This window comes from Sorangium sp. So ce145, from assembly GCF_051525985.1.
GTDB classification, from domain to species: domain Bacteria; phylum Myxococcota_A; class Polyangia; order Polyangiales; family Polyangiaceae; genus Sorangium; species Sorangium cellulosum_B.
In genome coordinates this window covers 7,691,513-7,715,522 of the sequence record NZ_CP150315.1, presented here as the reverse complement: position 1 = coordinate 7,715,522, position 24,010 = coordinate 7,691,513, and the positions used below count along the sequence as shown (strand labels likewise).

The following is a 24,010-nucleotide window of genomic DNA, read 5'->3' as shown; positions in this document are numbered from 1 at the left end:
GCGGCACCCTGGACACCGCGAGGTGGCCGTCCGGCAGGCGAGGGGGCTCGGCGGTGCCGAGGCCCTCACCCGGCGGTCATCCGTGGGGCTTGGAGGCGGGCGCGAGGCGGGCGGGGCCGGCGACTTCGGGGCGGATCCGGCGGTACACGAGCTTTGCGATCTCGACGGCCGGGACGATGAGCGCCGAGAGGACGAGCAGGAGCATCCACTCGTCCGACGACATCGCGTACGTGCGGAAGACCGGGCGCAGCGCGGGCACGAGCAGCGCGATCAGGTGGATCGCCGCGCTCGCCGCGACCGCCAGGAGCAGCGGGAGGCTGATGAGCGGCTTCGACGCGAAGAGCGAGATGACCGGGCTACGGCAGCTCCAGGCGTGGAAGAGCGGCGACAGCGCCAGCAGCGAGAAGGCGACGGCGCGCGTGCGCAGCAGCGCCTCCTCGGTCTGTTCCGACGTCGCGTAGAGCGCGACGGCGGCGAGCCCCATGAACGCGCCGACGTACAGGATCCCGAGGTAGTCGCGCTTGACGAGCAGGCCCTCGTCGCGCGGCCGCGGCGCCTCCGACATGAGCTGCGGATCCGGCGGATCGATGCCGAGCGCGAGCGCGGGCAGGCCGTTCGTGACGAGGTTGATCCAGAGGATCATGAGCGGCGTCAGCGGCGGCCACTTGCCGAAGAACGAGACGACGAACACGGCGACGAGCAGGCCCATGTTCGACGAGAGGAGGAAGAAGATGAACTTCTGGATGTTGCGGTAGATGGCGCGCCCCTCGCGCACCGCCTCGACGATGGTCGCGAAGTTGTCGTCCGCCAGCACGAGGTCCGCCGCCTGCCGCGCCACGTCGGTGCCCCCGCGCCCCATCGCCACGCCGATGTGCGCCTCCCGGAGCGCGGGCGCGTCGTTCACGCCGTCGCCCGTCATCGCCACGATGTGGCCGTGCGCCTTGAACGCCCGCACGAGCCGGAGCTTCTGCTCCGCCGTCGTCCGGGCGAAGACGCGCAGGTGCATGATCCGCCGCCCGAGCTCCTCGTCGCTCATCGCCGCGAGCTCCGCGCCGCTGAGCGCCTCGTCGCCCTCGTCCCAGAGCCCGATCTCCTTGGCGATCGCCGTCGCGGTGAGCCGGTGGTCGCCGGTGATCATGACGGCGCGGATGCCGGCGCGGCGGCACTCGGCCACCGCCTCCTTCACCCCCTGCCGCGGCGGGTCCATCATCCCGACCAGGCCGAGGAACGTGAGCTCGCGCTCGATGTCGTCCTCGTCGTGGCTGACCCGCACCCGGCGGCAGATCGCGAGCACGCGCAGCGCGGCAGCGCTCATGCGATCGGCCTCGGCGACGATCGCGACGCGGTCGTCCTCGGACAGCGCCCGCACGCCCTTGTCGTCGGCGAACTTCACGCAGAGCGGAAGGAGCACGTCGACGCTCCCCTTCACGTGCGCGATCTCGCGGCCGCGCTCGTCCCGCGTGATCACCGTCATCCGCTTGCGGTCGCTGTCGAACGGCAGCTCGTGCACGAACGCGTGCGACGGCGCCACCGACTCGCGCGAGTAGTTGCCCTTCGCGGCCAGCGTCAGCAGCGCCCCCTCGGTCGGATCGCCGACGATGTTCCAGCGGCCCGTCGCGCGATCCTCGTCGAGCGACGCGTTGTTGCAGAGCGCGACCGTCGCGAACAGGTACGTGAGGGGGGCCGAGTGCTCCACGACCTCCGCGCCGCCCTCGTCCCGCAGCGCGCCCGCCGGGTTGTACCCCTCGCCGGTCACCGTGTAGCGGCGGCCGCCCGCGTACACGTTGCGCACGGTCATCTCGTTCTGGGTGAGCGTGCCCGTCTTGTCCGACGCGATGATCGTCGCGGCGCCGAGCGTCTCGACCGCGGGCAGCTTGCGCACGATCGCCCCGCGCCGCGCCATGCGCTGCATCCCCAGCGCGAGCGTGATCGTCGTGATCGCGGGCAGCCCCTCGGGGATGGCGGCCACGGCGAGGCTCACGCCCTCGAGCAGGAGCTCGTGCCACGGCCGTCCGCCCCGGATGAACCCCCAGCCGAGCAGCACCGCGGAGAGCGCCAGGCACACCCGCAGGATCACCGAGCCGAAGCGATCGAGCCGCTCCTCGAGGGGCGTCTTCTGCTCGCCGACCGAGCGGATCATCTCGCCGATCCGGCCGAGCTCGGTGCTCACGCCGGTCGCGGTCACCACCGCGCGCCCCTTGCCGCGCACGACGCTCGTGCCCGTGAAGACCATCGTGACCCGGTCGCCGAGCGGCGCGTCGCGCGCGACCGGGGCGAGCGCGTCCTTGACCGCGGCCGCGCTCTCGCCCGTCAGCGCCGCCTCCTCGGTCGCGAAGCTGATCGTCTGCACGAGCCGCGCGTCGGCCGGGATCGAGTCGCCCGCCTCGAGCTCGAGGATGTCGCCGGGCGCGACGTCCTCGGCCGCGATGATCACGGTCTTGCCGCCGCGGCGCACGCGCGCGTTCGGCGCGCTGAGCTTCTGGAGGGCCTCCAGGGCCGCCTCCGCGCGCCGCTCCTGGTAGTAACCGAGGAAGGCGTTCAGGATCACGATGAGCAGGATCGCGATCGCGTCGCCGAACCGGTGGAGGAAGCTCTCGTCCTTGTCGGCCGTGAAGCCGACGACCACGGCGATGGTCGCCGCGGCGAGGAGCGTGAGCACGAGCGGGTTCGCGAACTGCTCGAGGATGCGGACGAGCGCGCTCTTCTTCTTCGTCTCGGGCAGGCGGTTCTTGCCGTGCTCCGCGAGGCGCTTCTGCGCCTCGGCGTCGGAGAGCCCGCCGGACGAGCTGACCCCGACGCGATCGAGGAAGGCGCCGACCTCTTCGGCGTGGACTGGGATGGGAGCGGCGGGAGGGGCGTTCGGTCCGGCCGGGCGGAGCGCCGTGGCGGCTTGGCTCATGGGCGGGCGTGCTCTAGCGCTTCATCCTGGCTTGTTCACGTTGTTCTTCGGCCTCGAGCTCCGCGAGCGCCGCCGCGAGCTCGTCCTGCTCGGCCTGGGGCGCGCCGCCCGCGCCGGCCACGCGCACCTGCGGCGGCGGCGCCGCGGCGGGCGGCGGCTCGGGCGGGAGCACGCCCATCTTCCGCTTGAGCGCGAGCAGCTCGTCGTCGGCGCCCGCCGTCGCCTCGAGCTGCCCGAACTTGTGCGCCAGCGTGTCGCCCGTGTACTGCTCGGCGATCTCCCCGGCGGCCTCGGCCTCGGCCTCGATCTGGTCGATCTTGTTCGACATCCGGTCGAACGTCTCGAAGGCGGAGGCGTTGTTCAGGCCGCTCATCGTCTCCTGGATGGCCTTCTGCGCCTCGGCCCGCTTCTTCCGGGCGATGAGCACGTTCTTCTTGCGCTTCGCCTCCTCGATCTTGTTGTTCAGGAGGCGCAGCGCCGTCTTCAGCTGGTCGACGGCCTGCTTCTGCTTCTGCCACTGGTCCTTGTAGGAGGTGGCGAGCTGGTCGTGCTCCTTCTTGCGGTTCAGGGCCTCCTTGGCCAGCGCGTCGTCGCCCGCCTTGATCGCGAGCATCGCCCTGCGCTCCCACTCCGCCGCGTTGGCGGCCTCCTGCTCGGCCTGCTTGGCCAGCCGCTTCTCGTCGGCGATCGAGACGGCGACCTGCTTTTTCGCCTCGATCAGCTGGTTTGCCATGTCGATGACGACCTGGTTCAGCATCTTCTCGGGGTCCTCCGAGCGGCTGATGAGGTCGTTCAGGTTCGACTTGATGAGGGTCGCAAGGCGCGCGAAAATTCCCATAGATCAGCTCCAACTCTCGGGTGCGCAGGGTCGAAAGGCGCGGCGGGTCTGCTCAGCTGAGCGCGAGATCGTGCAGCACGGGGACGTGGCGGGCGAGCGCGAGATCGATGTCGCTCAGGATCGCCTCGAGCTCGTTCATGTCGAGGTTCTCGAGCTCCAGCGCCGCCGACAGGACGACGGTGCCCGCCTCGATCCCATACGAAGCATGCATCAGATCCGTCGCGTTGTACTCGAGCAGGCGGCGGAAGAGCTTGGTCTGGTGTGCGTCGTCCCCGGGGACGGGGCCGATCGAGACCCGCACCGCCACGATCGGCGGGTCGATGCGGATCGCGATCGGCGGCGTGTCCGGGCCCCCCGAGACGAGGTAGGTACCGGCGTCGTTCTCGAACCGGCGATCGAGCTGCAGGAGGTAGGTTTCGACATCCTCGGCTGTACGCGGCATGGCGCGGCGAGCCTACAGAATCATGTCGCCTCGGGCTAGTGCCGCGTCCCTCGGATTCTTTCCGGGATTCCGCGCGCCGCGGGCCGCGGGCCGCGGCTTACGGCCACCACCATCGAGGGCGCGCGGCTCGCCGTGGTCCTCCGGGGGGTCCTCCGGGTGGTCCTCCGAGTGGTCCTCCGAACCATTGCGTCCCCTTCGTTGGGTTCGTGCTCCGATCGCACCGGCGCGCCGTCACGCCGTGAGCCCGCAACACGCGCCGCGAGCCGCAATGCGCGCCGCGAGCCGCGCTCCGCGACCGGTTCCGCTCGCTCCCGGAATCACCGCGTTTCCCCGGACGCTCGCTTTTTTCTCACCCGTTCGAGAATCGCGGTGGTACGGTCCCGATCCAGGTTACGTGGCGATCCACCCGGGCGACGTCGTTGCTGGCTACCGTGTCTCCCGCCTGCTCGGGCGGGGCGGCATGGGCGAAGTCTGGGCAGCAACACGGGAATCGGACAATCAGCAGGTCGCCATCAAGGTCCTGCTCGCGCGCGCCGCGATGAAGCCGGATCTCGTGCGGCGCTTCGACCGCGAGGCGAAGATCGCCTCGGCCATCCAGAGCCCGTACGTCTGCCAGCTGCTCGAGGTCGGCCAGACGGACGAGGGCGAGCACCTGCTCGTGTTCGAGCAGCTCGACGGCGAGTCGCTGGCGGATCGGCTGAAGCGCGAGCAGTACCTGCCGTTCAGCGAGGTCGGCCCGATCATCGACGACGTGCTCCAGGGGCTCGTGGCGGCGCACGCTGCGGGCGTCATCCACCGCGATCTGAAGCCGGGCAACATCTACCTGGAGCACCTCGGCCTGCCCGACCGGCGCGAGCGTGCGAAGATCCTGGATTTCGGCATCTCGAAGCTCACGCGGCGCGAGAAGGAAGAGCCCACGCTCACCGCCTTCGACGCGACGCTGGGGTCGTTCGCGTACATGGCGCCGGAGCAGGTGCGGGGCGCCGCGCGGGCCGACGAGCGGGCCGACATCTACGCGGTCGGCGCGGTGGCCTTCCGGTCCCTGTCCGGGCGGCTGCCGTTCGAGGGGGCGAACGCCGCGGTGCTCGTCGCGATGAAGCTCGACCGCCCGGCGCCGTCGCTCGCCGAGGCGACCGGCGAGAAATGGCCGGTGGGCATCGAGCGCTTCCTCGAGCGGGCGCTCGATCGCCGGCGCGAAGGGCGCTTCAGCTCCGCGGGAGAGGCGCTGTCGAGCTGGCGGGCCATCCAGCCGGCGAACATCACGCGCGCGACGCGCCGCACGCAGCGGAGCAGGTATCCCTCCGAGCTGCCCGACGCGTTCCTGGAAGACAACCCCACGGTCGTCGACGGCCCCCCGACGATGACGGAGAACGGCGGCTTCAGCGACGCCGGCCACAGCTCGCCGCCCCCTGCCTCGCTCGCCCCTCCCAGGGCCAGCACCGTGCCCCCGCCGCCGCCGAGCAGGGCCGGGAGCACGGTGCCCCCGCCGCCGCCGAGCAGGGCCGCCGCGCCGCCGGCGCCGCCGAGCAGGACCGGCGTGGGCGCGCCGCCTGCGCCGCCGAGCAGGACCGGCGTGGGCGCGCCGCCTGCGCCGCCGAGCAGGGCGGGCGCGGGCGCGCCGCCTGCGCCGCCGAGCAGGGCGGGCGCGGGCGCACCGCCGCCACCGCCGAGCAGGGCGGGCGCGGGCGCACCGCCGCCACCGCCGAGCAGGGCGGGCGCGGGCGCACCGCCTGCGCCGCCGAGCAGGGCGGGCGCGGGCGCGCCGCCGCCACCGCCGAGCAGGGCGGGCGCGGGCGCGCCGCCTGCGCCGCCGAGCAGGGCGGGCGCGCCGCCGCCACCGCCGAGCAGGGCGGGCGCGGGCGCGCCGCCGCCACCGCCGAGCAGGGCGGGCGCGGGCGCGCCGCCGCCACCGCCGAGCAGGGGCGGGGGCGCAGAGATTCCCCGGCCGGAGGGTCCGCCTTCGCGCCGCAAGACAGAGAGGCACTGAGTTGCTCGACGCGACGGTAGGCACGAAGAACCGGGTCGAGGTGCGCGGCGGGCGCATCCGCCTCACGAAATCGTCGGCCGCGCGCGGCGGCGGATGGATCGAGATCGGCACCGATCCCGTCATCGTGGGCCGCAACGCGGCCTGCCAGCTGGTCCTCGACGACGCCAAGGTCAGCGCGGTGCACGCCGAGTTCGTCGCCACGGAGCAGGGCGTCCGCGTGCGCGATCTCGACAGCCGGAACGGGACCTTCGTCGGCGGCGTGCGGGTCGGCGACATCTACCTGCTCACGAGCACGAAGCTGCGGCTCGGCGAGACCGAGATCCAGTTCGAGCCCCTGCGGCCCGAGCGCATCACGGTCTCGGCGATCCCGTCGTTCGGCCCGCTCGTGGCGAGCAGCCCCGGGATGCGGGCCATCTTCGAGCGCCTCTCCAAGATGGCGCCGACCGACCTCACGGTGCTCATCACGGGCGAGACCGGCACGGGCAAGGAGCTCGTCGCCCAGGCGCTGCACCTGGCGAGCGCCCGCTCGAAGAAGCCGTTCGTGGTCGTGGACTGCGGCTCGATCCCGCCGACCCTGGCCGAGGCGACGCTGTTCGGCCACGAGCGCGGCGCGTTCACGGGCGCGGTCGACAAGCGCCTCTCGCCGTTCATCGAGGCGGACGGCGGCACGATCTTCCTCGACGAGCTCGGCGAGCTGCCGCTCGAGGTGCAGCCGAAGCTCCTCCGCGCGCTCGCCGAGCGCCGCATCAAGAGCGTCGGCGGGTCGAGCTACCGCGAGGTCGACGTGCGCGTGCTCGCGGCGACGCGCCGCGACCTCGTGCGGGCCGTGAACGGCGGCAACTTCCGGAGCGACCTCTACTTCCGCGTCGCGCAGATCAAGATCGAGCTGCCGGCGCTCCGGCAGCGCGTGGAGGACATCCCCGTGCTCGTCCGCCGGATGCTGAAGGATCTCGGCGACGAGAGCGCCTACGAGCGCGTCTCGAACATGACGCTCGAGCGGCTGATGCGGCACGACTGGCCGGGCAACGTCCGCGAGCTTCGGAACGCGGTCGCCGTCGCGTTCGCGCTCGCCGCCGAGGGCGAGGAGATCGACATCGCGGCGCACCTCGGCGCCCTCACCGAGACCCCGGTGCACCCGAGCTCCTCGCCGTCGATCCCCCCGGGCGCCGGCGGCGGCGCGGCCAGCAGCTCGTTCGCGTCGATGAAGGGCCGCCAGTTCCAGGAGGCGAAGCGCGACGTCCTCGCGCGGTTCGAGCGCGACTACTTCGCCGCCCTGTCCGAGGACGCGAAGGGCAACGTGAGCGAGATGGCGCGGCGCGCGGGCATGGAGCGGGCGCACGTGCGGGCTTACCTCCGCCGCCACGGCATCGGCGCGAAGCAAGAACAGGAGTGAGCGAGCCGGCGGCGGCTCGCTCTCCTCGCGTCACACCGCCGCGGCCTTGTCGTCCCTGCCGGACGGCGCGATCTCGTCGGACTCGAACAGGCCTTCGAGCTCCTGCGCCGCCTGCTTCGCCGCCTCGATGAGCTTGACCTCGTCGTTGTGCACCGCGTGCCCGCGGAGGAGCACCTTCTCGTCGTGGGCCCTGAACCGCTCGATGGTCGCGCGGGCGTCCCGCTCCCGCATCCCGAGGCCCTCGAGCACGCGCGCCGCCACCTCGAGCGACGAGAGGAACGTCTCCCGCTCCAGCACCGTCACGCCGATATCCATCAGCTGATACGCGTGCTGGCGGTTCCTGGCGCGCGCGTAGATCAGGAGGTCCGGGAAGTGCCGCTTCACCACCTCCGCGGTCTTCACCGACGACGCGACGTCGTCGATCGCCAGCACGAAGATCTTCGCCTTGTCGGCGCGCGCCGCGCGGAGCAGGTCGAGCCGGGAGGCGTCCCCGTAGTAGATCTTGTTGCCGTACTTGCGGACGAAGTCGACCTGCGTCGGGCTCGCGTCGAGCGCGGTGAAGGGGATCTTCCTCGTGCGGAGGACGCGAGAGACGATCTGGCCGAAGCGGCCGTATCCGGCGATGATGACCCTCGGGTCGTCGTCGTCGATCGCGTCGAACTCGCGCTCTGGCCCGCTCCCCTGCCATCGCTTGACGATCGCGTCGCCGAGCGCGATGACGAGCGGCGTGACCGCCATGGACAGGGTGACCACGACGACAAGGAGGTCGGCGAGGAGCCTGTCCATGAGGCCCTGTCCCGCGGCCATCCCGAAGAGGACGAAGGCGAACTCACCCCCTTGCGGGAGCGCGAGCGCGAGGTCGCGCGCGGAGCCCTTCGCGTGCCCGGCCGCCCTGCCCAGGACGAGCAGGACGGTGGCCTTGAGCGCCATCACGCCGAGGACGAGCCCGAGGACGAGCAGCGGCCGCTCGATGACGAGGCCGATGTTCGCCGACATCCCGACGGCGATGAAGAAGAGCCCCATGAGCAGGCCCTTGAACGGCTCGATGTCCGCCTCGAGCTCGTGGCGGTACTCCGAGTCGGCGAGCAGCACGCCCGCCATGAAGGCGCCGAGCGACATGGAGAGGCCCACCTGCACCATGAGGAGCGCCGTGCCGAGCACGACGAGCAGGGCCGCCGCGGTGAAGATCTCGTGGGCGTGGGTGGCGGCGATGGCCCGGAAGACGGGGCGCACGAGGTAGCGGCCGCCGGCGACGACCGCGAGCAGCACGGCCACGGCCTTGAGCGACGAGGCGACGGCGCTCCCCTCGGCGGGGGCCGCGCCCGCGGGGCCGAGCAGGGGGAGCACCGCGATCAGCGGGATCACGGCGAGGTCCTGGAAGAGCAGGATGGCGAACGCGGAGCGGCCGTGCTGCGACTGCATCTGGCCCTTCTCGGCCAGGATCTGCAGGACGAACGCCGTCGACGAGAGCGAGAGCCCGACGCCCGCGATGGCCGCCGTATCGGCGCGCAGGCCGAGCGCGGCGCCGATGAGCGCGATGAGCGCGCCCGTGACGGCGACTTGCGCGCCGCCGAGGCCGAAGACGGCGCGGCGGAGCACCCAGAGCCGCGACGGCTGGAGCTCGAGGCCGATGAGGAAGAGGAGCAGCACCACGCCGAGCTCCGAGAAGTGGAGGGTGTCCTCGACGTTGGCGATGATCCGTAGCCCCCACGGGCCGAGCAGCGCGCCCGCGACGAGGTAGCCGAGCACCGCGCCGAGGCCGATCCGCTTGAACAGCGGCACGGCGACGACGGCCGCGCCGAGAAAGACTGCGGCGTCAGAGAGCAAGCTCATTCGTCGTGGGTCTCCTTGGGGCTCCGTGATAAGCACGATCCGCCATGCAGATCGAGCTCATCGCCACGGCAAGCGAAGATTCCGCGTACCTGCCTCGTGTGGGGCTCGGCACCCTCGCGGCGCTCACGCCCCCCGAGGATGAGATCATCTACACCGATGACGTCGTGCAGCCCTTCGATCTCCAGCGCGACGTCAAGGACGTCGACCTCGTCGGGATCAGCGTCGACAGCAAGACCGCCCGCCGCAGCTACGATATCGCCGCCGCTTACCGCAGGCGCGGCGTGAAGGTGGTGCTCGGCGGCATCCACCCGACGGCCTGCCCCGACGAGGCCCTGCAGCACGCGGACGCCGTGGTTGTCGGCGAGGCGGAGGACGCCTGGCCGGCCCTGCTCGCGGACGTGAAGCGCGGCGAGCTCAAGCCGTTCTACCGCCCGGAGCTGCCGGACCTCGCGGGCAGGCCCCCGCCGCGGCGCGACCTGTTCACCTCCAAGAAGTACATCCCGTTCCAGGTCGTGCAGACGATGCGCGGCTGCCCGTATCCGTGCGAGTTCTGCAGCGTGTCGACGGCGAACGGCACCACGATGCGGTTCCGTCCGACCGACGAGGTGCTGAGCGAGCTCCGGTCGCTCGGCAAGCTCATCATGTTCGCGGACGACAACGTGATGATCCACCGGGCTTACTCGAAAGAGCTCTTCACCCGGATGATCCCGCTGAAGAAGCACTGGATAGGCCAGTGCTCGCTCGCCGCGGTCAAGCGCCTCGAGAACGTGAAGCTCATGGCCGAGAGCGGGTGCAAGGCGCTCTTCATCGGCTTCGAGAGCATCGACGAGGAGACGGTGAAGTTCACCGGAAAGCGGCAGAACCGCCCCTCCCAGTACAAGGACACGATGGCGATGCTCCACGATCACGGCATCTCGGTCTGGGGGAGCTTCGTCTTCGGGTTCGATACGGACGATCCCGAGGTGTTCGATCGCACCGTGGAGTTCGGCATCGACATGAAGCTGACGATGGCGCTGTATGCCATCCTCACCCCGTACCCCGCGACGCAGCTGTACCGCCGCCTCAAGGCGGAGGGGCGCCTCACGGACGAGCGCTGGTGGCTGCGCCGCGACCACGACGCCGGCTCGCCCTATTTCGTTCCCAAGCAGATGTCGCGGGAGCGGCTCCGGGAGGGGTGGGTGTCCGCGTGGACGAAATTCTATTCGCCGTCCTCGATATGGCGCAGGTTCACCCTCACACGGCAGTCGAGCTGGATCCAGCTGGCGGGCTTCTTTCCGCTGAATTTCATGCAGCACACGCTGGCGCACCGCAAGATCGCGGGCGGCGAGCAGCGCTTCCGCTCCGGCGTGCACATCGAGGAGACGGCCGCGTCGCCCGTGGCGCAGCCGCAGCCGGAGCCGCAGCCCGCGAGGGCCAAGGGCGCTCGGCAGCTCCCGATCATCGGATAGGCGATCCCCTGGCGCCAGCTTCGCGCCCTGTGCGTGCGTGGGCGCCGTCCTGCACGCTGCGGGGCAATGGTACGCCGCGGCGCAAGGGTGCCGCGCTCCGCATTCTTCTGTCGCGCTTGCAGTGCGATTGTCGCTTGCTGATTTTGCTACAATCGCGTGAGCTCCTGCAATGCCGGGGTGTCGAGCGGGGTGTGAGCCCGCTTTGTCGCGGCATCGAGGATCCCCAAGCGGAGGTGTCATGGGTCGACGTCGGTTCTCCTTCTCGCTCCTCATCGTGGTTGGCGCCGCCGTGTACAGCGCCGGCTTCGCGGCAAGCTGCAGCGCGACGGGTTCGTCCAACGTGCTCGGCTCGAGCGGAGCTGACGAACCAGGCGTGGGAGCGGGAGGCATGACCGGCGGAGGCGACGGGCTGGGTGGGTTCCTCGACACCGATGGAGGGGAGGAGCCGCACAGCGATGTGATGGTGAACACTTGTGGGAGCGCGTGCGGCGACAAGGAGCTATGTACCGGCGCGAGCCTCGGCCTGGACGACGACTGCGATGGTTCGATCGACGAGACGTGCGCTTGCATCCCCGGTCAGGCGCACTCCTGCTTCCGCGGCGATCCGTCGTTCCGGAGCAGCGAGGGCTGCTTTCCTGGCACCCAGCTCTGCGACGAGACAGGCACCTGGGGCCCGTGCGTCGGCGGCGTGCACGCCGACGAGAACTGCCATATGGATAGCGGCGCTCCGTGCCGCCCGATGCAGGCGTCGCCCTTCGCGAACCTCGACCTCAAGGCGGGCACCGGCGCCTTCAGCGCGGATGCGGTCGCGGGCTCCGAGGTGTGGACGGTGGACTGCCCCGATGGCGTCGACCCGTGCCCCGGAGTGAGCGGCTCGGGCCCAGCGGACGATTTCAAGCCGCTGCAGTCGGGGGAGTACACTGTCACGTACACGAAGCGCGTCCCGAGCGGCGATACCCAGAGCTGCCAGTACCCGCTCTTCGTCAGCGCGGGCGGCCTGCGCGTCGAGCTCGAGTGGGAGCACGACGTCGGCGACGTCGATCTCGATCTACACCTCCACAAGCCGAACAACACGCAGCCCTGGAAGATGCTGGGGTCGTCGGTGGATTGCGGATGGAACAACTGCGCTATCTTGCACTTCGCGACAAAGTCACCGGAGCCCTCGGATATCCGCTGGTTCTTGAACAGCGCGAGGCTGCCGAATCCCGTGAACTGGTACCTCGACCCGGTGCCCGGCAACAATGGCTGCTTCAACGCCCCTCGGGGCGTGGGGAAGCAATGGGAGGCCAACGGTCTTGGCTGCCACAACCCGCGGATCGACCTCGACAACAGGGGGTGCGACCCCTCCCTGACTGATCCCGATCACACGAGCTTCTGCGCGCCGGAGAACATCAACCTCGACTATCCGCCGAAGCGTCAGTGGATGCGCATCGGCGTGCATTATTATGATGAGGGCATGGTGAAGAACGATATTCACCCCCGTGTCAAGATCTTCTGCGACAGCGCCCTCGGGGCGGATCTGGGGCCCGCGGGGTTCTACAGCCCGGAGCGGCCCGTCACGTTCAAGCCCACGGACGGACGCACCATGTTCTGGCTCGTCGCCGACGTGCTCTTCCCAGAGCCGGACGAGTGCGGCCAGGCGGCCTGCATCGTGCAGCCGCTCTATGAGAGCGCCGGCGCGAAGACGCCGCTGCTCACCACGCGGGACGACGTCGAGGCGAGCTTCGGTCCCGCCTACCCGACGCTGCCCTGAAGGGCGCGCGCCGCGCGCCCGACCCGCCTAAAAAGCGCGCGCCGCGCGCCCGACCTGCCCTGAAGGGCGCGCGCCGCGCGCCCGACCCGCCTAAAAAGCGCGCGCCGCGCGCCCGACCCGCCTCCAGATCACCGCGATGGCCAGGGCCTCGCGACGTCAGCGCGCGCGAACGCGCCGGCGCGAGCGCACGAGCTCTGCCGGCGCCACCTCGCCCCACGCGCGGAAGCCGTGAGGCGCAACGCCACACCGGCCAGCAAGGCGAGCTTCGTGGTGATCTGTCTGAGGATGATTTCTCTGACTCCTCGGGTGAGTTGGTGGTTCGCCTGACTCTGCATCTGGCGAGAGCGCGCCTCGCCGGCTGAAGGCGGCTCATTGTGGCCATCGCCGGCCGGCGTCCGTGCTAGGGAGTCCTCCTCCTGCGACTCACCCTGCTGAGTCTGCATGGCAGGTGTCCTTGTTACTCGATGAGGGTCGGGGCCTCGTGAGCTGCCGTCCCGAGCCGCGCTTTCGCGCGCGCTGGGGACACCGGTATCCGCTTTGCTTCACGCTGTAGTGCCTGGTGAACGGCGCGCTTCGCCGTCGCGCGGAGCGGGCGCAGGCCGCCGCGACACCGCGTCTAGGTCTCCAAGTGGAGGTATCATGTCTCGTCTTCGTGTCTCCTCCGTGCTCCCCGTCGTGATCGCGATCGCGGCGTCGGGCGCCGGTTCCGCGGCCGGCTGCAGCGCGGAAGGCAAGCGGCTCACGTTCGATCTGACGACGGGCGGCAGCTCGCACGCCGACGAGGCGGGCAGCGCCGGCGGGGCGGGGGGCGCCGGCGTGGCGCCCGCCCAGCCTGGCGACTCGGAAGGCTACGGCGGCTTCCTCGGCGATATCGATGGAGGGGCGCACGAGGGCTTGCCGGTGACGGTCAACCCGTGCGGGAGCGCCTGCGGTCCGACGGAGCTGTGCGGCGTGGATGAGCTCGGCGTGGATCACGCCGGGCTGGACGACGACTGCAACGGGATGATCGACGAGAATTGCGGGTGCATCGCCGGGCAGGCGCACTCCTGCTTCCGCGGCGATCCGTCGTTCCGGCGCAGCCCGGGGTGCTTCCCCGGGACCCAGATCTGCGACGAGACGGGCACGTGGGGCCCCTGCGTCGGCGGTGTGCACGCGGACCAGGACTGCCACCGGAACGACGTGGCGGGCTGCCACCCGCTCCAGGCGGCGCCGTTCGCCACCGTCGATCTGAAGGAGGGCACCGGCTCGTTCAGCGAGGACGCGCGTCCGGACTCCGAGGTGTGGACGGTGACGTGCCCGCCGGGCGTGAACCCGTGCCCCTCGGTGGGCGGGCAGGGGCCGGCGGACGATTTCAAGCCGCTCCAGTCGGGCGAGTACACGGTCACGTACACGAAGAGCCTTGCGAGCGGCGAGACCGCGACCTGCGTTTACCCGCTGTTCGTCGGGGCCCGCGGCCTCCGCGTCGAGCTCGAGTGGGAGCACGAGCCGGCCAGCGTGGATATGGACCTCTACCTCCACAAGCCGGACAACATGCAGCCCTGGACGGTCGGCGGCTCCAGCGCCGCGTGCGGCTACGGGAACTGCACGCTCGACAGCCTCTCGGGCGGCTCGGCCATCACGTGGTTCAGCGACACGGCGACGCCCCCCGATCCGGTGAACTGGTACCTGGATCCGGAGGAGACCAACAACAGCTGCTTCTACGCGCCTCGCGGCGTGGGGGACGACTGGCGCGCCCACGGCAGGGGGTGCCACAGCCCGCGGCTCGATCTCGACAACATCTCCTGCGCCCACCGCACCACGGACCCGGACGACCCGACCTTCTGCGCGCCCGAGAACATCAACGTCGATTTCCCGCCCAAGGCCAGCTGGATGCGCATCGCGGTGCACTACTTCGGCGGCAGCGTGTCGTTCGACGTGCACCCGCGGATCAAGATCTACTGCAACGGCGAGCTCGGGGCCGACCTCGGGCCCACCGGCTTCTACGACCCCGAGGTGCCGGTAGCGTTCGTTCCGGAGGACTCGGGCGACAGGTTCTGGCTCGTCGCCGACGTGATCTTCCCCGAAGCGGGGGAGTGCGGCGACGATACGTGCGTCGTCAGGCCGATCTACCGGGACGAGACCGTGAAGACGCCGTACCTCTCGACGGTCCGCGACGTCCGCAACGATTTCGGTCCGGCCTACCCCAGCCAGCCGAGGCCCTGACGGCGCGGCGGTGGCCGGCGGCGGGCGCGCCCCTCACGCCTCGACGCCGGCCCGTTTGAGGAAGGCGAGCGCGGGTCCGAGCGCGTAGGCGGGCGCCCTGCCCAGGCGAAGCTGCTCCCCGTTCGACAGGTGGAGGAGCAGCCAGCGCGGCGCGAGGCCCGGCTCGTCGACGTCCGTGTCCGAGGCGGGCGGGGTCGAGACGCCGACGATCGCCTGGATCGGCAGGATCCGCCGGAAGCCACGGCCGTCCTGGATGAGCTCGCGCCGCTCGAAGTCGAGGCGGAACAGCCCGTGGAGCCGGCGGCGCCGGCGGACGGCGAGCAGCGCGGCGGCGGCTCCGGCCGTCCACGTCCCCGCGATGAAGAGGATGGGAAAGGGGGCCGCGCGCGCCGCCACGATGCCCGCCACGACGAGCGAGGCGACGAGCGCGAACGCGGCGACGCGACGGACGGCGAGGTCGAGGCCGTCGCCACGGCACTCGCAGACGAGCACGGCGGGGCCTTGCGCCAGGATGGTGCCGTCGGTGTTCGAGAGCAGGACGTCTCCGTCAGGCACTGCGGTCCTCCCGATCGGGTGAGGTGGTCGAATACCGCAGCCTCGCGAGCGAGGCGAGGGGTGACGGGAGAGATGGTCGCGCCGAGCCGCCGGGGGCATCCTGGACGTTAACCAAGCTTCGCGCTGCGTTCTCCTACCTCCGAACGTTCACGTTCACGTTCACTTTGGTGATCGATGGTGGGGTGGAGGGGCGGTTTTCGTGCCCTGAACGTGACAGAATCCGTCCCCGTCCGGAGAAGCTCGGCAAAAGGCGGCGGCGGCCGTCAATCGCCTAACGCCCGGCGGCGCAGCGCCGCCGCGCGGTGAGCGGGGCGCGAGGCGAAAAGGCATTGAATGCCCATGGATTGGCCAGGAATGGCGATAGGGTGGCGCGCGTGGTACGTGGTATGCCGCGGTGCCGGCGAGGGCGAGCAGGCACGCCCCCCGCGCGACCGGGGCGGTCGTCGCGGCGACTCGGGTCGAGGTTCTCATGGGGGCATGCGCGCTCGGGACCGAGCTGCCAGAGGAGGACTCTGCGATGAGGTGGATTGTGAGACAGGCATTGCTCGCGGCAGCGGTATGCTCGATCGCGGGCTGCGCCGAGGAGCGGCCGGCCATCAGCCAGGTTCAGGCGAACGCGCTGGCGAAATCGTTCTTCGTCGGCGCCGATCTGCAGAGCAGGGAGGACGATCCCGAGTTCTGGGCGCGGACCACGGTGGTCGACGTGGGCTACGGCGCCTCGCAGGACGGGCTCTTCTCCTCCTCGTACGCTCAGGCCGATGTCGCGCGCATCAAGTGGGTCATCCAGGAAGACCTCCTGCTCGGGCGCCTCACCTACGAGCGCGTGAACGACAGCGACGGCAAGGGCGCCGGCGCCGCCACGGACGATGGCGTCGTGGTCGTCGCCTACAAGATCCTCTCCCACTTCGACGTCCAGCGCGATTACAACCGAGCGACGGGGGAAGAGAGCAACGTCATCGTCGAAAATACGACCGACCGTCCATGGTATGAGCGCGAGTACATGCGGGTCGACTGGTCGAAGAACCTGAACGTCGACTCCTACGACTTCGACACGCTGTCGCTCATCGGCGTCTACGGCGGCGTGCAGTACGAGCCGCTCTCCTACTACGTCAGCGACCCGAGCCACCCCGACGCGCCCCATTTCGACCCCGAGGAGGGGTATTTCGACGTCACCAACAAGGCCTTCGCGGTGCCCCAGCTCGTCGATCTCAGCCACCTCGGGTGGGGCATCGACAGCTTCCCGGCCTGCATGCTCGACACGGACTTCGCGGGCGGCACCGCGCCGGTCGGATCGTGCAACCCCGTCGAGATCACCCTCCGGCAGTCGTTCCGGCGCGTCGTCGATCGGGACTACGAGCCGGCCGAGTGGGACGGGTACCGGTTCCGGGCGTTCGGCGCCTTCGTGCGAGAGCGCTTCGGCTACGCCCGCAACTACGGTATGAGCGACGCCAAGTGGCACCGCATGATCTCCCGTTACAACATCTGGGAACGCAGCCACTACTACGACGATCCAGAGGGCATGACGGGCGAGATCCCGTGCTTCACCCCCGAGACCACCCCCGCCGGCGCCGATCCGCACCGCGACCAGGACAGGAACGGGACCGAGGACGAGTGCGAGGCCGTCACCGGGGCCTTGATGGCCCGGGATGGCGGGATGGAGGCGGTGGGGCCCGGCTCGCGGTGCGACACCTTCAAGCAACGGTGCACCCTGCCCTACCAGCGGCGCGAGGCCGTGCCGCAGGCGTGGTACGTGACCTCGGGCAGCAACCCCGACTATTTCGTCGCCACGGACATGGCGGCCCACGAGTGGGACGTCGCCCTGCGCAGCGCCGTCGTCACCGCCAAGTACGCCGAGTGCGTCCGGACGCACGGGGACGCGGCGCGCTGCGGCGAAACGTTCCCTGTCTACGACGGGCAGATGGACGATGACGCCGACGCCATCGCGCTCTCGCGCGAGGTCGACGCGTGCCGGCGCGGCGCGGCGCGCGAGGGGCAGCCCTGCGAGGCCCTCGCCGACGAGATCGGCGCGCGGCGCGGGTACTCGAGGGGCGTCATCGCGCTCGCGAAGATGCCCGAGATGATCGTGCTCTGTCACAGCCCCGTCGAGGCGGCCGACCCCGAGGCGTGCGGCGGTCCGCGGCTCCCGGCGGGCGTGACCGCCAAGATGTGCAGCGACGAGCGCCGCAAGGAAGCAGGGCGGGACCCCGCGCTGATGGGGGCGTGCCGCGAGGCGCTGAACGCGCGGATCGGCGACCTGCGCTATCACCAGATCAACAACTTCGAGGCGCCGCAATCGCCCTCCGCCTGGGGCATCTACAGCGACTCGGAAGACCCGCTCACCGGCGAGAAGGTCGCGGCGAGCATCAATGTCTGGACCCACGTCAGCGACATCTGGAGCCAGGGCGTCGTGGACACGGCCCGCTACATCAAGGGAGAGCTCAAGACCGAAGACGTGACCGACGGCGATTACGTCCGGGACTGGGCGCAGGCGAGCGAGGGCGCGTCGAGGGGCGGCGCGCTGCCGCGGCTGACGCGGGAGGAGCTCGGGCGGCGGATCGCCCGGTCCGCCGGGGTGGACGAGGCGGCCGTCTCCGAGGGCACCGGCCAGATGGCGCAGAACCCGGCGCTGCGCGAGAGCCTCCGGCGGCTCTCGAAGGAGGTGCGCGGCATCGCGGCCGACGCCACGGCGCCCGACAGCATGCGCGGGGTCTACGAGGCGCGCCGCAGGGCCGCGGCGGGCTCCGAGCTCGAGGCCGAGCTCACGACGAAGGCGATCCAGCAGCTCACCGGCGTCGAGGGGCTGCCGCTCACGGACGAGGTGATGCGCTTCGCGTCGCCGCTCCGAGGGGCGAACCCGAGCGTGCGGCGCGAGCTCGCGAACCTGAAGGAGATCGCGCTCGCCGAGCGCGGCGCGTGCGTGATGCACGAGGCGCCGGCGCCGCTCGCGACCGCCGACCTGGCGGACCTCCTCGAGGAGAAATTCGCGAGCAAGCACGGGCGCTTCGGCGAGGGGGACGCCGCGCAGAAGGCGCGGCGCGCCGAGGCCATGCGGCGCTACCTCGCGCAGCGGGCGCACACCTCGGTGATCCTCCACGAGATGGGCCATTCCGTCGGGCTGCGGCACAATTTCGTGAGCTCCTCCGACGCCTGGGGCTACCGGCCGCAGTACTGGCAGCTCCGCACGAGCAATGGACGGGTGAAGACGCGGTGCGAGACGCTCTCGGAGGACGGCGAGGCCTGCGTCGGGCCGAGGTATTACGACCCCGTCACCGAGAACGAGCGGAAGAACCTGATCTGGATGTTCATGCAGTCGTCGACGATGGATTACGCCGGCGAGCCCACGCAGGACCTCATCGGGCTCGGCGCCTATGATTTCGCCGCGGTCCGCCTGTTCTACGGCGATGCCGTCGCCGTGCACGCCGACCCGAGCTACAAGGCGACCACCCCGCGCGGCAAGGGCGTGCTCGCGAAGATCGACGATTTCGGCGGCGTCCTCGGCATCCAGCCCGAGTACGACGACGAGGATATCCATTACTCCGAGCTGCAGAGCAAGTACGACCTGATCACGCCGCGCAGCTGCGTCGAGGTCGACCCGAGCGCGTACGTGCCCTCGGACTGGGACGAGGAGCTGGACGGCGTCTGGCACCCCTTGCTCGACGGCCTGCTCGTGTCGATCGACGGCAAGACCACGCGGTGCCGGCAGCAGAAGGTCGATTATGTCACCTGGCGCGCGCTGGAGACGCCGAAGGACGTGAAGGGGCCCTCGGTGGACCCGGCGGGGCGGACCCGCCTGCCCTACGGCTTCGCGACCGACCGGTGGGCCGACCTCGGCAACCTGAGCGTGTACCGGCACGACAACGGCGCGGACGCGTACGAGCTCTTCAATTTCTTCGTCACGCAGCAGGAGGTGAACCACATCTTCGACAACTACCGCCGCGGCCGGCAGGCCTTCAGCGTGCGCGCGGCGTCGGAGCGGACCCTGAACCGGTACAACGCGAAGATGCGCGACGGCGCGAAGGGCCTCGGGCTCATCATGAACATCTACCGCGAGTTCGCGCTGGACCGCGGCTACGATTTCGACACGTTCTGGGTCCAGGCCGCGAACAGCCTCTTCAAGGAGAACACCCTCGCGGCCGGGATCGCGTTCGATCACTTCGCGCTCCAGATGGCGCGCCCGCAGCCGGGTGAGCACTTCCTGCCGGACGGGGACACCGTCCTCCGGTCATCGAGCGATGTCTTCGGTGATCCAGGGGAACCGCTGGTGGTCGTCCCGAACGGCGCGACGGGCTATTTCGGTGACATCGCCGTCGGGGGCAAGCCGCTCGAGAACGCGCTCGCGGCGGACAAGGGCGAGTACGACTCGTCGTACACGATGAACGCCGGGGCCTATTACGACAAGGCGTGGGTGTCGATGCTGATGACCGAGTCGGTCGACAACTTCATCAGCGACTCGCGGCACGACTTCCTCGACGCGCGCTACCGGGCGGTCTCGCTCGCCGACGTCTTCCCGGAAGGGTACCGCCGCTGGCTCGCCAACAACCTCACGGGCGACGACGCCCTCAAGGGCGTGCGCGTCGAGGCGGATCAGCGCGGCCGGCCGGTCCGGGACGCGAGCGGGTATCCGGCCGGCGCGCTCGGCTGGACCTCGTGGTGGGCCGAGAGCGGGCCGGAGAGCTGCTTCCCCGCGGCCGGGAGCATCGTCTGCAGCTCCTATGGCGCGCCCGACAGCGCGCCGTGGAACCCGCGGGCCCCGGCCAAGGTCGCCATCCTCGATCCGCAGATCGGCTGGGAGCAGCAGAAGTTCCTCATCGCGTGGACCCTGCTCTATTTGCCCGAGAACCAGAAGCAGAAGTGGCTGGACATGATGCACGTCTGGGAGGCCGGGGCAGACGCCGATCCCGGCTTCCCGGACCGGATCGAGCTCCACCACCCGTCCGGGAAGGTGTTTGTGGCGAAGACCTACGGGACCGAGACCGTCTTTGGCAAGGTCGTGCAGAAGGGCATCGGCGCGCGCGTCCTGGAGTACGGCAATGAGCTCCTGGCCAAGGCGTATGTCACCGAGCCGGGGCCCGACCTCGACGGCGACGGCAAGGCGGACTGGCACAAGGTGAAGCCGAACCCGGAGACCGGGCAGCCGATCGTGCGGTGGGATCCGACGATCGCCGCCATCGCGGACGACGGCGAGGTCCTGCGGGAAGGCGTGGACGGCTGCAAGGCGGACGCCGACGCGGACGACGACGATTTCAGCGATTTCTACGAGTGCACGTGCTCCTCGAACCGCGCTTGCGGCGCGCTCGAGAGCTACCTCTCGGTGCCAGCCTTCATCCGGCAAGCGCTGGCGGCGTTCAAGCTGGGTGACCCGACGATGAAGGGCCTCCACTGAACCCAGACCTCACGATTCCGAGCACATCCGAGCACATCCGAGGGCAGCCTCACGAGGACGAGGCGGAGGCCCGGTGACACCACGAGGGTCGGGGCATCTTGCCGCATGGGGGCGATTCGCCCCACGCGGTCGCGCGTTCACCGCGGCGCTCCAGGTGCGCCGGCGTGGCTCGGGTTTTGCTGAACTTTTCCATGAAATGACGTGTTGCTGGAGAGCGCCCACCCCATGCGGCTCCTGTGTCGGTGACGCAGGACGGCCGGGCGGGTCGTGGTGCCGACGAGCTGCAACCCGGGCCTGCCGTCGTGGCGCGCGGATTCGATCGTAGCGCCGCCGCCGGGACACGGGAAACGCAGAGCAGAGTGGCTCTCCTGCGCCGCGAGCGCCGGGAGCGCCGTTGGCTCGAGGTACGGAGAGGACCAGCGATGGAGTTCGAGAATGTCACGCACGTCCAGAGAGCGCAGGCGCGGGTGGGAACGTCGCTCAACGGCGCGTGGCGGCTGGACGCGCTGATCGGCCTCGGCGGGATGGCGGCCGTCTATGCCGCGACGCACCGGAAGGGCCAGCGGGCCGCGATCAAGCTGCTGCACCCCGAGCGGGCGAGGGATCGGGGCGATCGCGCGCGGTTCCTCCGCGAGAAGGCCATCGCGCAGACCCTCGATCACCCGGGGGTCGTCGCGGTGATCGCGGACGACGTGACCGAGGATGGATCGCCGTTCCTCGTGATGGAGCTCCTCGAGGGAGAGAGCCTCCTCCAGCGCTGGAAGGCGCAGAGGGGCCCGCTCCCGCCGGCCGAGGTCCTCTCCGTGAGCGAGCAGATCCTGGAGGTGCTCGAGGCCGCGCACGCGAGGGGCGTCGTTCACCGGGATCTGAAGCCTGACAACATCTTCCTCACGCGAGAGTGCGGGGTGAAGATCCTCGATTTCGGCATCGCGCGCCTGCGAGCCCCCTCGGGGCAAACCTCCCTCGTGGGGCTCCGCGCGATGGGCACGCCGGCATACATGCCGCCCGAGCAGGCCCGCGCGCGGTGGGATCTCGTCGATGCGCGGACGGACCTCTGGGCGCTGGGCGCGACGATGTTCTCGCTGCTGACGGACCGATACGTCCAGGAGGCGCCGACCGTCAACGAGCTCTTCTTCCTGAGGATGACCTGCCCGATTCCGTCGCTCGGGCGGATCGCGCCGTCGATGCTTCCGGCCGTGGTGCGGGTGGTGGACCGCGCGCTCGAGTTCGCGCAGGCGGATCGCTGGCCGGATGCGCGGTCGATGCTGGCCGCTGTGCGCGAGGCGCATGCCGCGCTCGCGCTCGCGCCACCCCGGAGCACGCTGGTGCCGCCGCCCCGGAGCACGCTGGTGCCGCCGCCCCGGAGCACGCTCGCGCCGGCGACGGACCTGCGCGACCCCCGCGCGCTGGACGAACGGCCGCCTTCGGGTCGTCCCCAGGCGCGGCTCTCCCGGGCGGCGGCGCTCTCGTCGCCGCCGTCGCTCGCGGCGAACGCGCGCGCGCGCTCGACGATCCCTCGCGTGCCGTGAAGCGAGCCAGAGGCAGCGACGGCCTGCCCCCGGCGGCGGGCGACGCGCTTGCCGCGCCGTGTGCGTTTCGCCCTGGGTGTGTGGCCGGGTGATGGGGGGCGAGCCTGCGAGCAGCTCGCTGGGTTATGCGCTCAGGCCTGCGAGCAGCTCGCTCGGCCGCAGCACGCCTCGCCGCTCCGACTCGCGCCGGGCGAGGAGGGTCTCGTAGATATCCATGTAGCTCGCCATCATGCGTTCGGCCGAGTAGCGCCGCAGCGCGAGCTTCCTTCCGCGCTTGCCCATCGCCGCGGACTGCACGGGATCCCCCTTGAGCGCGCCGAGCTTGGCGGCGAGCGCGCCCTCGTCGTCCGACGGCACGAGGAAGCCCGTCTCCCCGTCGGCGATCAGGGCAGGGATGCCGCCCACGGCGGTCGAGACCACCGGCAACCCCGTGGCCATCGCCTCCACCATGGAGAGCGGCAGACCCTCGGACTTCGACGACAGGACGAAGACGTCGCTCGCGGCGAGCAGCCCCGGCACGTCGTGCCGCTCGCCCGCGAAGACGACGCGGTCGCTGATGCCGAGCTCTTCGGCGAGGGCGCGCAGCGAGGCGGCTTCCGGCCCGTCTCCGACCAGGAGGAGGCGCGCGTTGTCCGAGTCGCCCGCCAGGATCCCCGCGGCCGCGGCCGCGCGGAGCAGGAGCGCGTGGTTCTTGACCTGCGACAGGCGGCCGACCGCCCCGGCGACCCACGCGTCCTGGGGGATCCCGAGCTCGGCCCGGATGCGGTGCCGGGCCGCGGCGTCCGGCCTGAAACGGGAGAGGTCGATTCCATTCAAGACCACATGAAGCTTCGAGCTCGGTACCTCTTTGTGCTTCAGCATGAAGTCGGCCGTGGACTGCGACACGGCCACGTGCGCGTCGGCGAGCCTGGCGGCCATGTGCCGCAGCCACGCCCTGCGCCCCTGATCGAACATGGCGCCGTGCAGCGTGTGGCACACAGGCACACGGTGCAGCCGGCCTGCGGCCGTGGCGTAGATGAGCGGCAGCTGATTGTGCGAGTGCACGATCGAGACACCGTGCTTGGCGAAGAACGCCGCGAGCTTCCCGGGGAGCTTGAGGTCGAAGCCGGAGCGCTTCGGCAGCATGTGCACCGCGACGTCGCGCTCCCGGAGCTGCGCCGCGCGCGGCCCGTCGGGGTTCGTCTCGATGCCCACCACCATCACCTCATGTCCCGCGGCGCGCTGCAGCGCGGCCAGATCCACCACGACCTGCTCGGCGCCGCCCACCTGGAAGGAGTTCAGTACGTGTGCGATCACGAGACGGTCGTGGCGTGCTCCGGTCATCGTCGCATGCTCGGTGGTCTTCATATCGTAATCTATGCTCATGGTTCCCCTCTGGGGTGCGCTTCGGGCGCATGTGGTCCGACCTGAGAGAAACCCCTCCTTCGTGTCCGCGTCCCCAGGGGGGCAAATTACCACAGCATCTACGGAGCGAGGAGATTTCTCTGTGTGTCTCCTCGATATGCTGGGTAACGCTGGATTGACGTGAGGGGATGTCTTCATCGGCCCGTCCGGTGACTACGTGCGATCGCGCCTGTGGCAGATGGCAACAGCTGTGACAAATGGCGTCGCGGCGGCTTCGCGTGCGTGCCAGGGCGGCTCTCCCTGATCCAGGACAGCAGCGATGCCACGCCGATGTTCCGGTAGAAATGCCGGAAGCCGCGCATTTTTTTCGGAGCGTGGAAGAGTCCGTTGTTCACGAAGGCCAC

The 24,010-nt window shown here is 70.5% G+C and carries 13 protein-coding genes; 7 read left to right on the top strand and 6 right to left on the bottom strand.

The features are described 5' to 3' along the window. Window positions 1-76: 76 nt before the first annotated feature. Genes WMF34_RS28260 through WMF34_RS28250 form a run of 3 tightly spaced genes read right to left on the bottom strand, consistent with a single transcriptional unit; the run spans window position 77 to window position 4,179 of the window. Window positions 77-2,899 carry a cation-translocating P-type ATPase gene (locus WMF34_RS28260; protein WP_437989741.1) on the bottom strand — a complete coding sequence of 941 codons (2,823 nt, stop codon included), beginning with the start codon at window positions 2,897-2,899 and terminating at the stop codon, window positions 77-79. Window positions 2,900-2,912: 13 nt separating this feature from the next. Next, a complete protein-coding gene (locus WMF34_RS28255; RefSeq protein ID WP_437989740.1) occupies window positions 2,913-3,737 on the bottom strand; it encodes a PspA/IM30 family protein in 825 nt (274 codons plus the stop codon). A gap of 52 nt (window positions 3,738-3,789) precedes the next feature. Then, window positions 3,790-4,179 carry a hypothetical protein gene (locus WMF34_RS28250; protein WP_437989739.1) on the bottom strand — a complete coding sequence of 130 codons (390 nt, stop codon included), beginning with the start codon at window positions 4,177-4,179 and terminating at the stop codon, window positions 3,790-3,792. Window positions 4,180-4,573: 394 nt separating this feature from the next. On the opposite strand from WMF34_RS28250, the gene WMF34_RS28245 reads away from it, so the two are divergent. Both WMF34_RS28245 and WMF34_RS28240 read left to right on the top strand, forming a co-directional pair. Beyond that, window positions 4,574-6,166 carry a serine/threonine-protein kinase gene (locus WMF34_RS28245; protein WP_437989738.1) on the top strand — a complete coding sequence of 531 codons (1,593 nt, stop codon included), beginning with the start codon at window positions 4,574-4,576 and terminating at the stop codon, window positions 6,164-6,166. 1 nt (window position 6,167) lies between these two features. Continuing rightward, on the top strand, window positions 6,168-7,559 hold the full coding sequence (locus WMF34_RS28240) for a sigma 54-interacting transcriptional regulator (protein WP_012238100.1): 1,392 nt from the start codon (window positions 6,168-6,170) through the stop codon (window positions 7,557-7,559). Between the two features lie 30 nt (window positions 7,560-7,589). On the opposite strand, the gene WMF34_RS28235 is transcribed toward WMF34_RS28240, so the two are convergent. Next, on the bottom strand, window positions 7,590-9,392 hold the full coding sequence (locus WMF34_RS28235; RefSeq protein WP_437989737.1) for a monovalent cation:proton antiporter-2 (CPA2) family protein: 1,803 nt from the start codon (window positions 9,390-9,392) through the stop codon (window positions 7,590-7,592). A 44-nt stretch (window positions 9,393-9,436) separates the two neighbouring features. On the opposite strand from WMF34_RS28235, the gene WMF34_RS28230 reads away from it, so the two are divergent. The 3 genes from WMF34_RS28230 to WMF34_RS28220 all read left to right on the top strand — a co-directional run bounded on the left by WMF34_RS28230 (window position 9,437) and on the right by WMF34_RS28220 (window position 14,795). Further along, window positions 9,437-10,840, top strand: coding sequence for a B12-binding domain-containing radical SAM protein (locus tag WMF34_RS28230; RefSeq protein WP_012238098.1), 1,404 nt, complete (start codon window positions 9,437-9,439; stop codon window positions 10,838-10,840). Between the two features lie 712 nt (window positions 10,841-11,552). Continuing rightward, entirely contained in the window at window positions 11,553-12,593 is a 1,041-nt protein-coding gene (locus WMF34_RS28225; RefSeq protein ID WP_437989736.1) for a hypothetical protein, read from the top strand. Window positions 12,594-13,232: 639 nt separating this feature from the next. After that, window positions 13,233-14,795 carry a hypothetical protein gene (locus WMF34_RS28220; RefSeq protein ID WP_437989735.1) on the top strand — a complete coding sequence of 521 codons (1,563 nt, stop codon included), beginning with the start codon at window positions 13,233-13,235 and terminating at the stop codon, window positions 14,793-14,795. A gap of 33 nt (window positions 14,796-14,828) precedes the next feature. On the opposite strand, the gene WMF34_RS28215 is transcribed toward WMF34_RS28220, so the two are convergent. Continuing rightward, window positions 14,829-15,350 carry a hypothetical protein gene (locus WMF34_RS28215; RefSeq protein ID WP_437989734.1) on the bottom strand — a complete coding sequence of 174 codons (522 nt, stop codon included), beginning with the start codon at window positions 15,348-15,350 and terminating at the stop codon, window positions 14,829-14,831. Between the two features lie 529 nt (window positions 15,351-15,879). Between WMF34_RS28215 and WMF34_RS28210 the strand changes: the two genes are divergently transcribed. Further along, window positions 15,880-20,733 (top strand): hypothetical protein, encoded by a 4,854-nt coding sequence (locus tag WMF34_RS28210; RefSeq protein ID WP_437989733.1) that lies wholly within the window; start codon window positions 15,880-15,882, stop codon window positions 20,731-20,733. Window positions 20,734-21,155: 422 nt separating this feature from the next. After that, window positions 21,156-22,262: a serine/threonine-protein kinase gene (locus WMF34_RS28205; protein ID WP_437989732.1), complete on the top strand. Its 1,107-nt coding sequence runs from the start codon at window positions 21,156-21,158 to the stop codon at window positions 22,260-22,262. A gap of 123 nt (window positions 22,263-22,385) precedes the next feature. On the opposite strand, the gene WMF34_RS28200 is transcribed toward WMF34_RS28205, so the two are convergent. Continuing rightward, window positions 22,386-23,609 (bottom strand): glycosyltransferase, encoded by a 1,224-nt coding sequence (locus WMF34_RS28200; RefSeq protein WP_437989731.1) that lies wholly within the window; start codon window positions 23,607-23,609, stop codon window positions 22,386-22,388. Window positions 23,610-24,010: the final 401 nt, after the last annotated feature.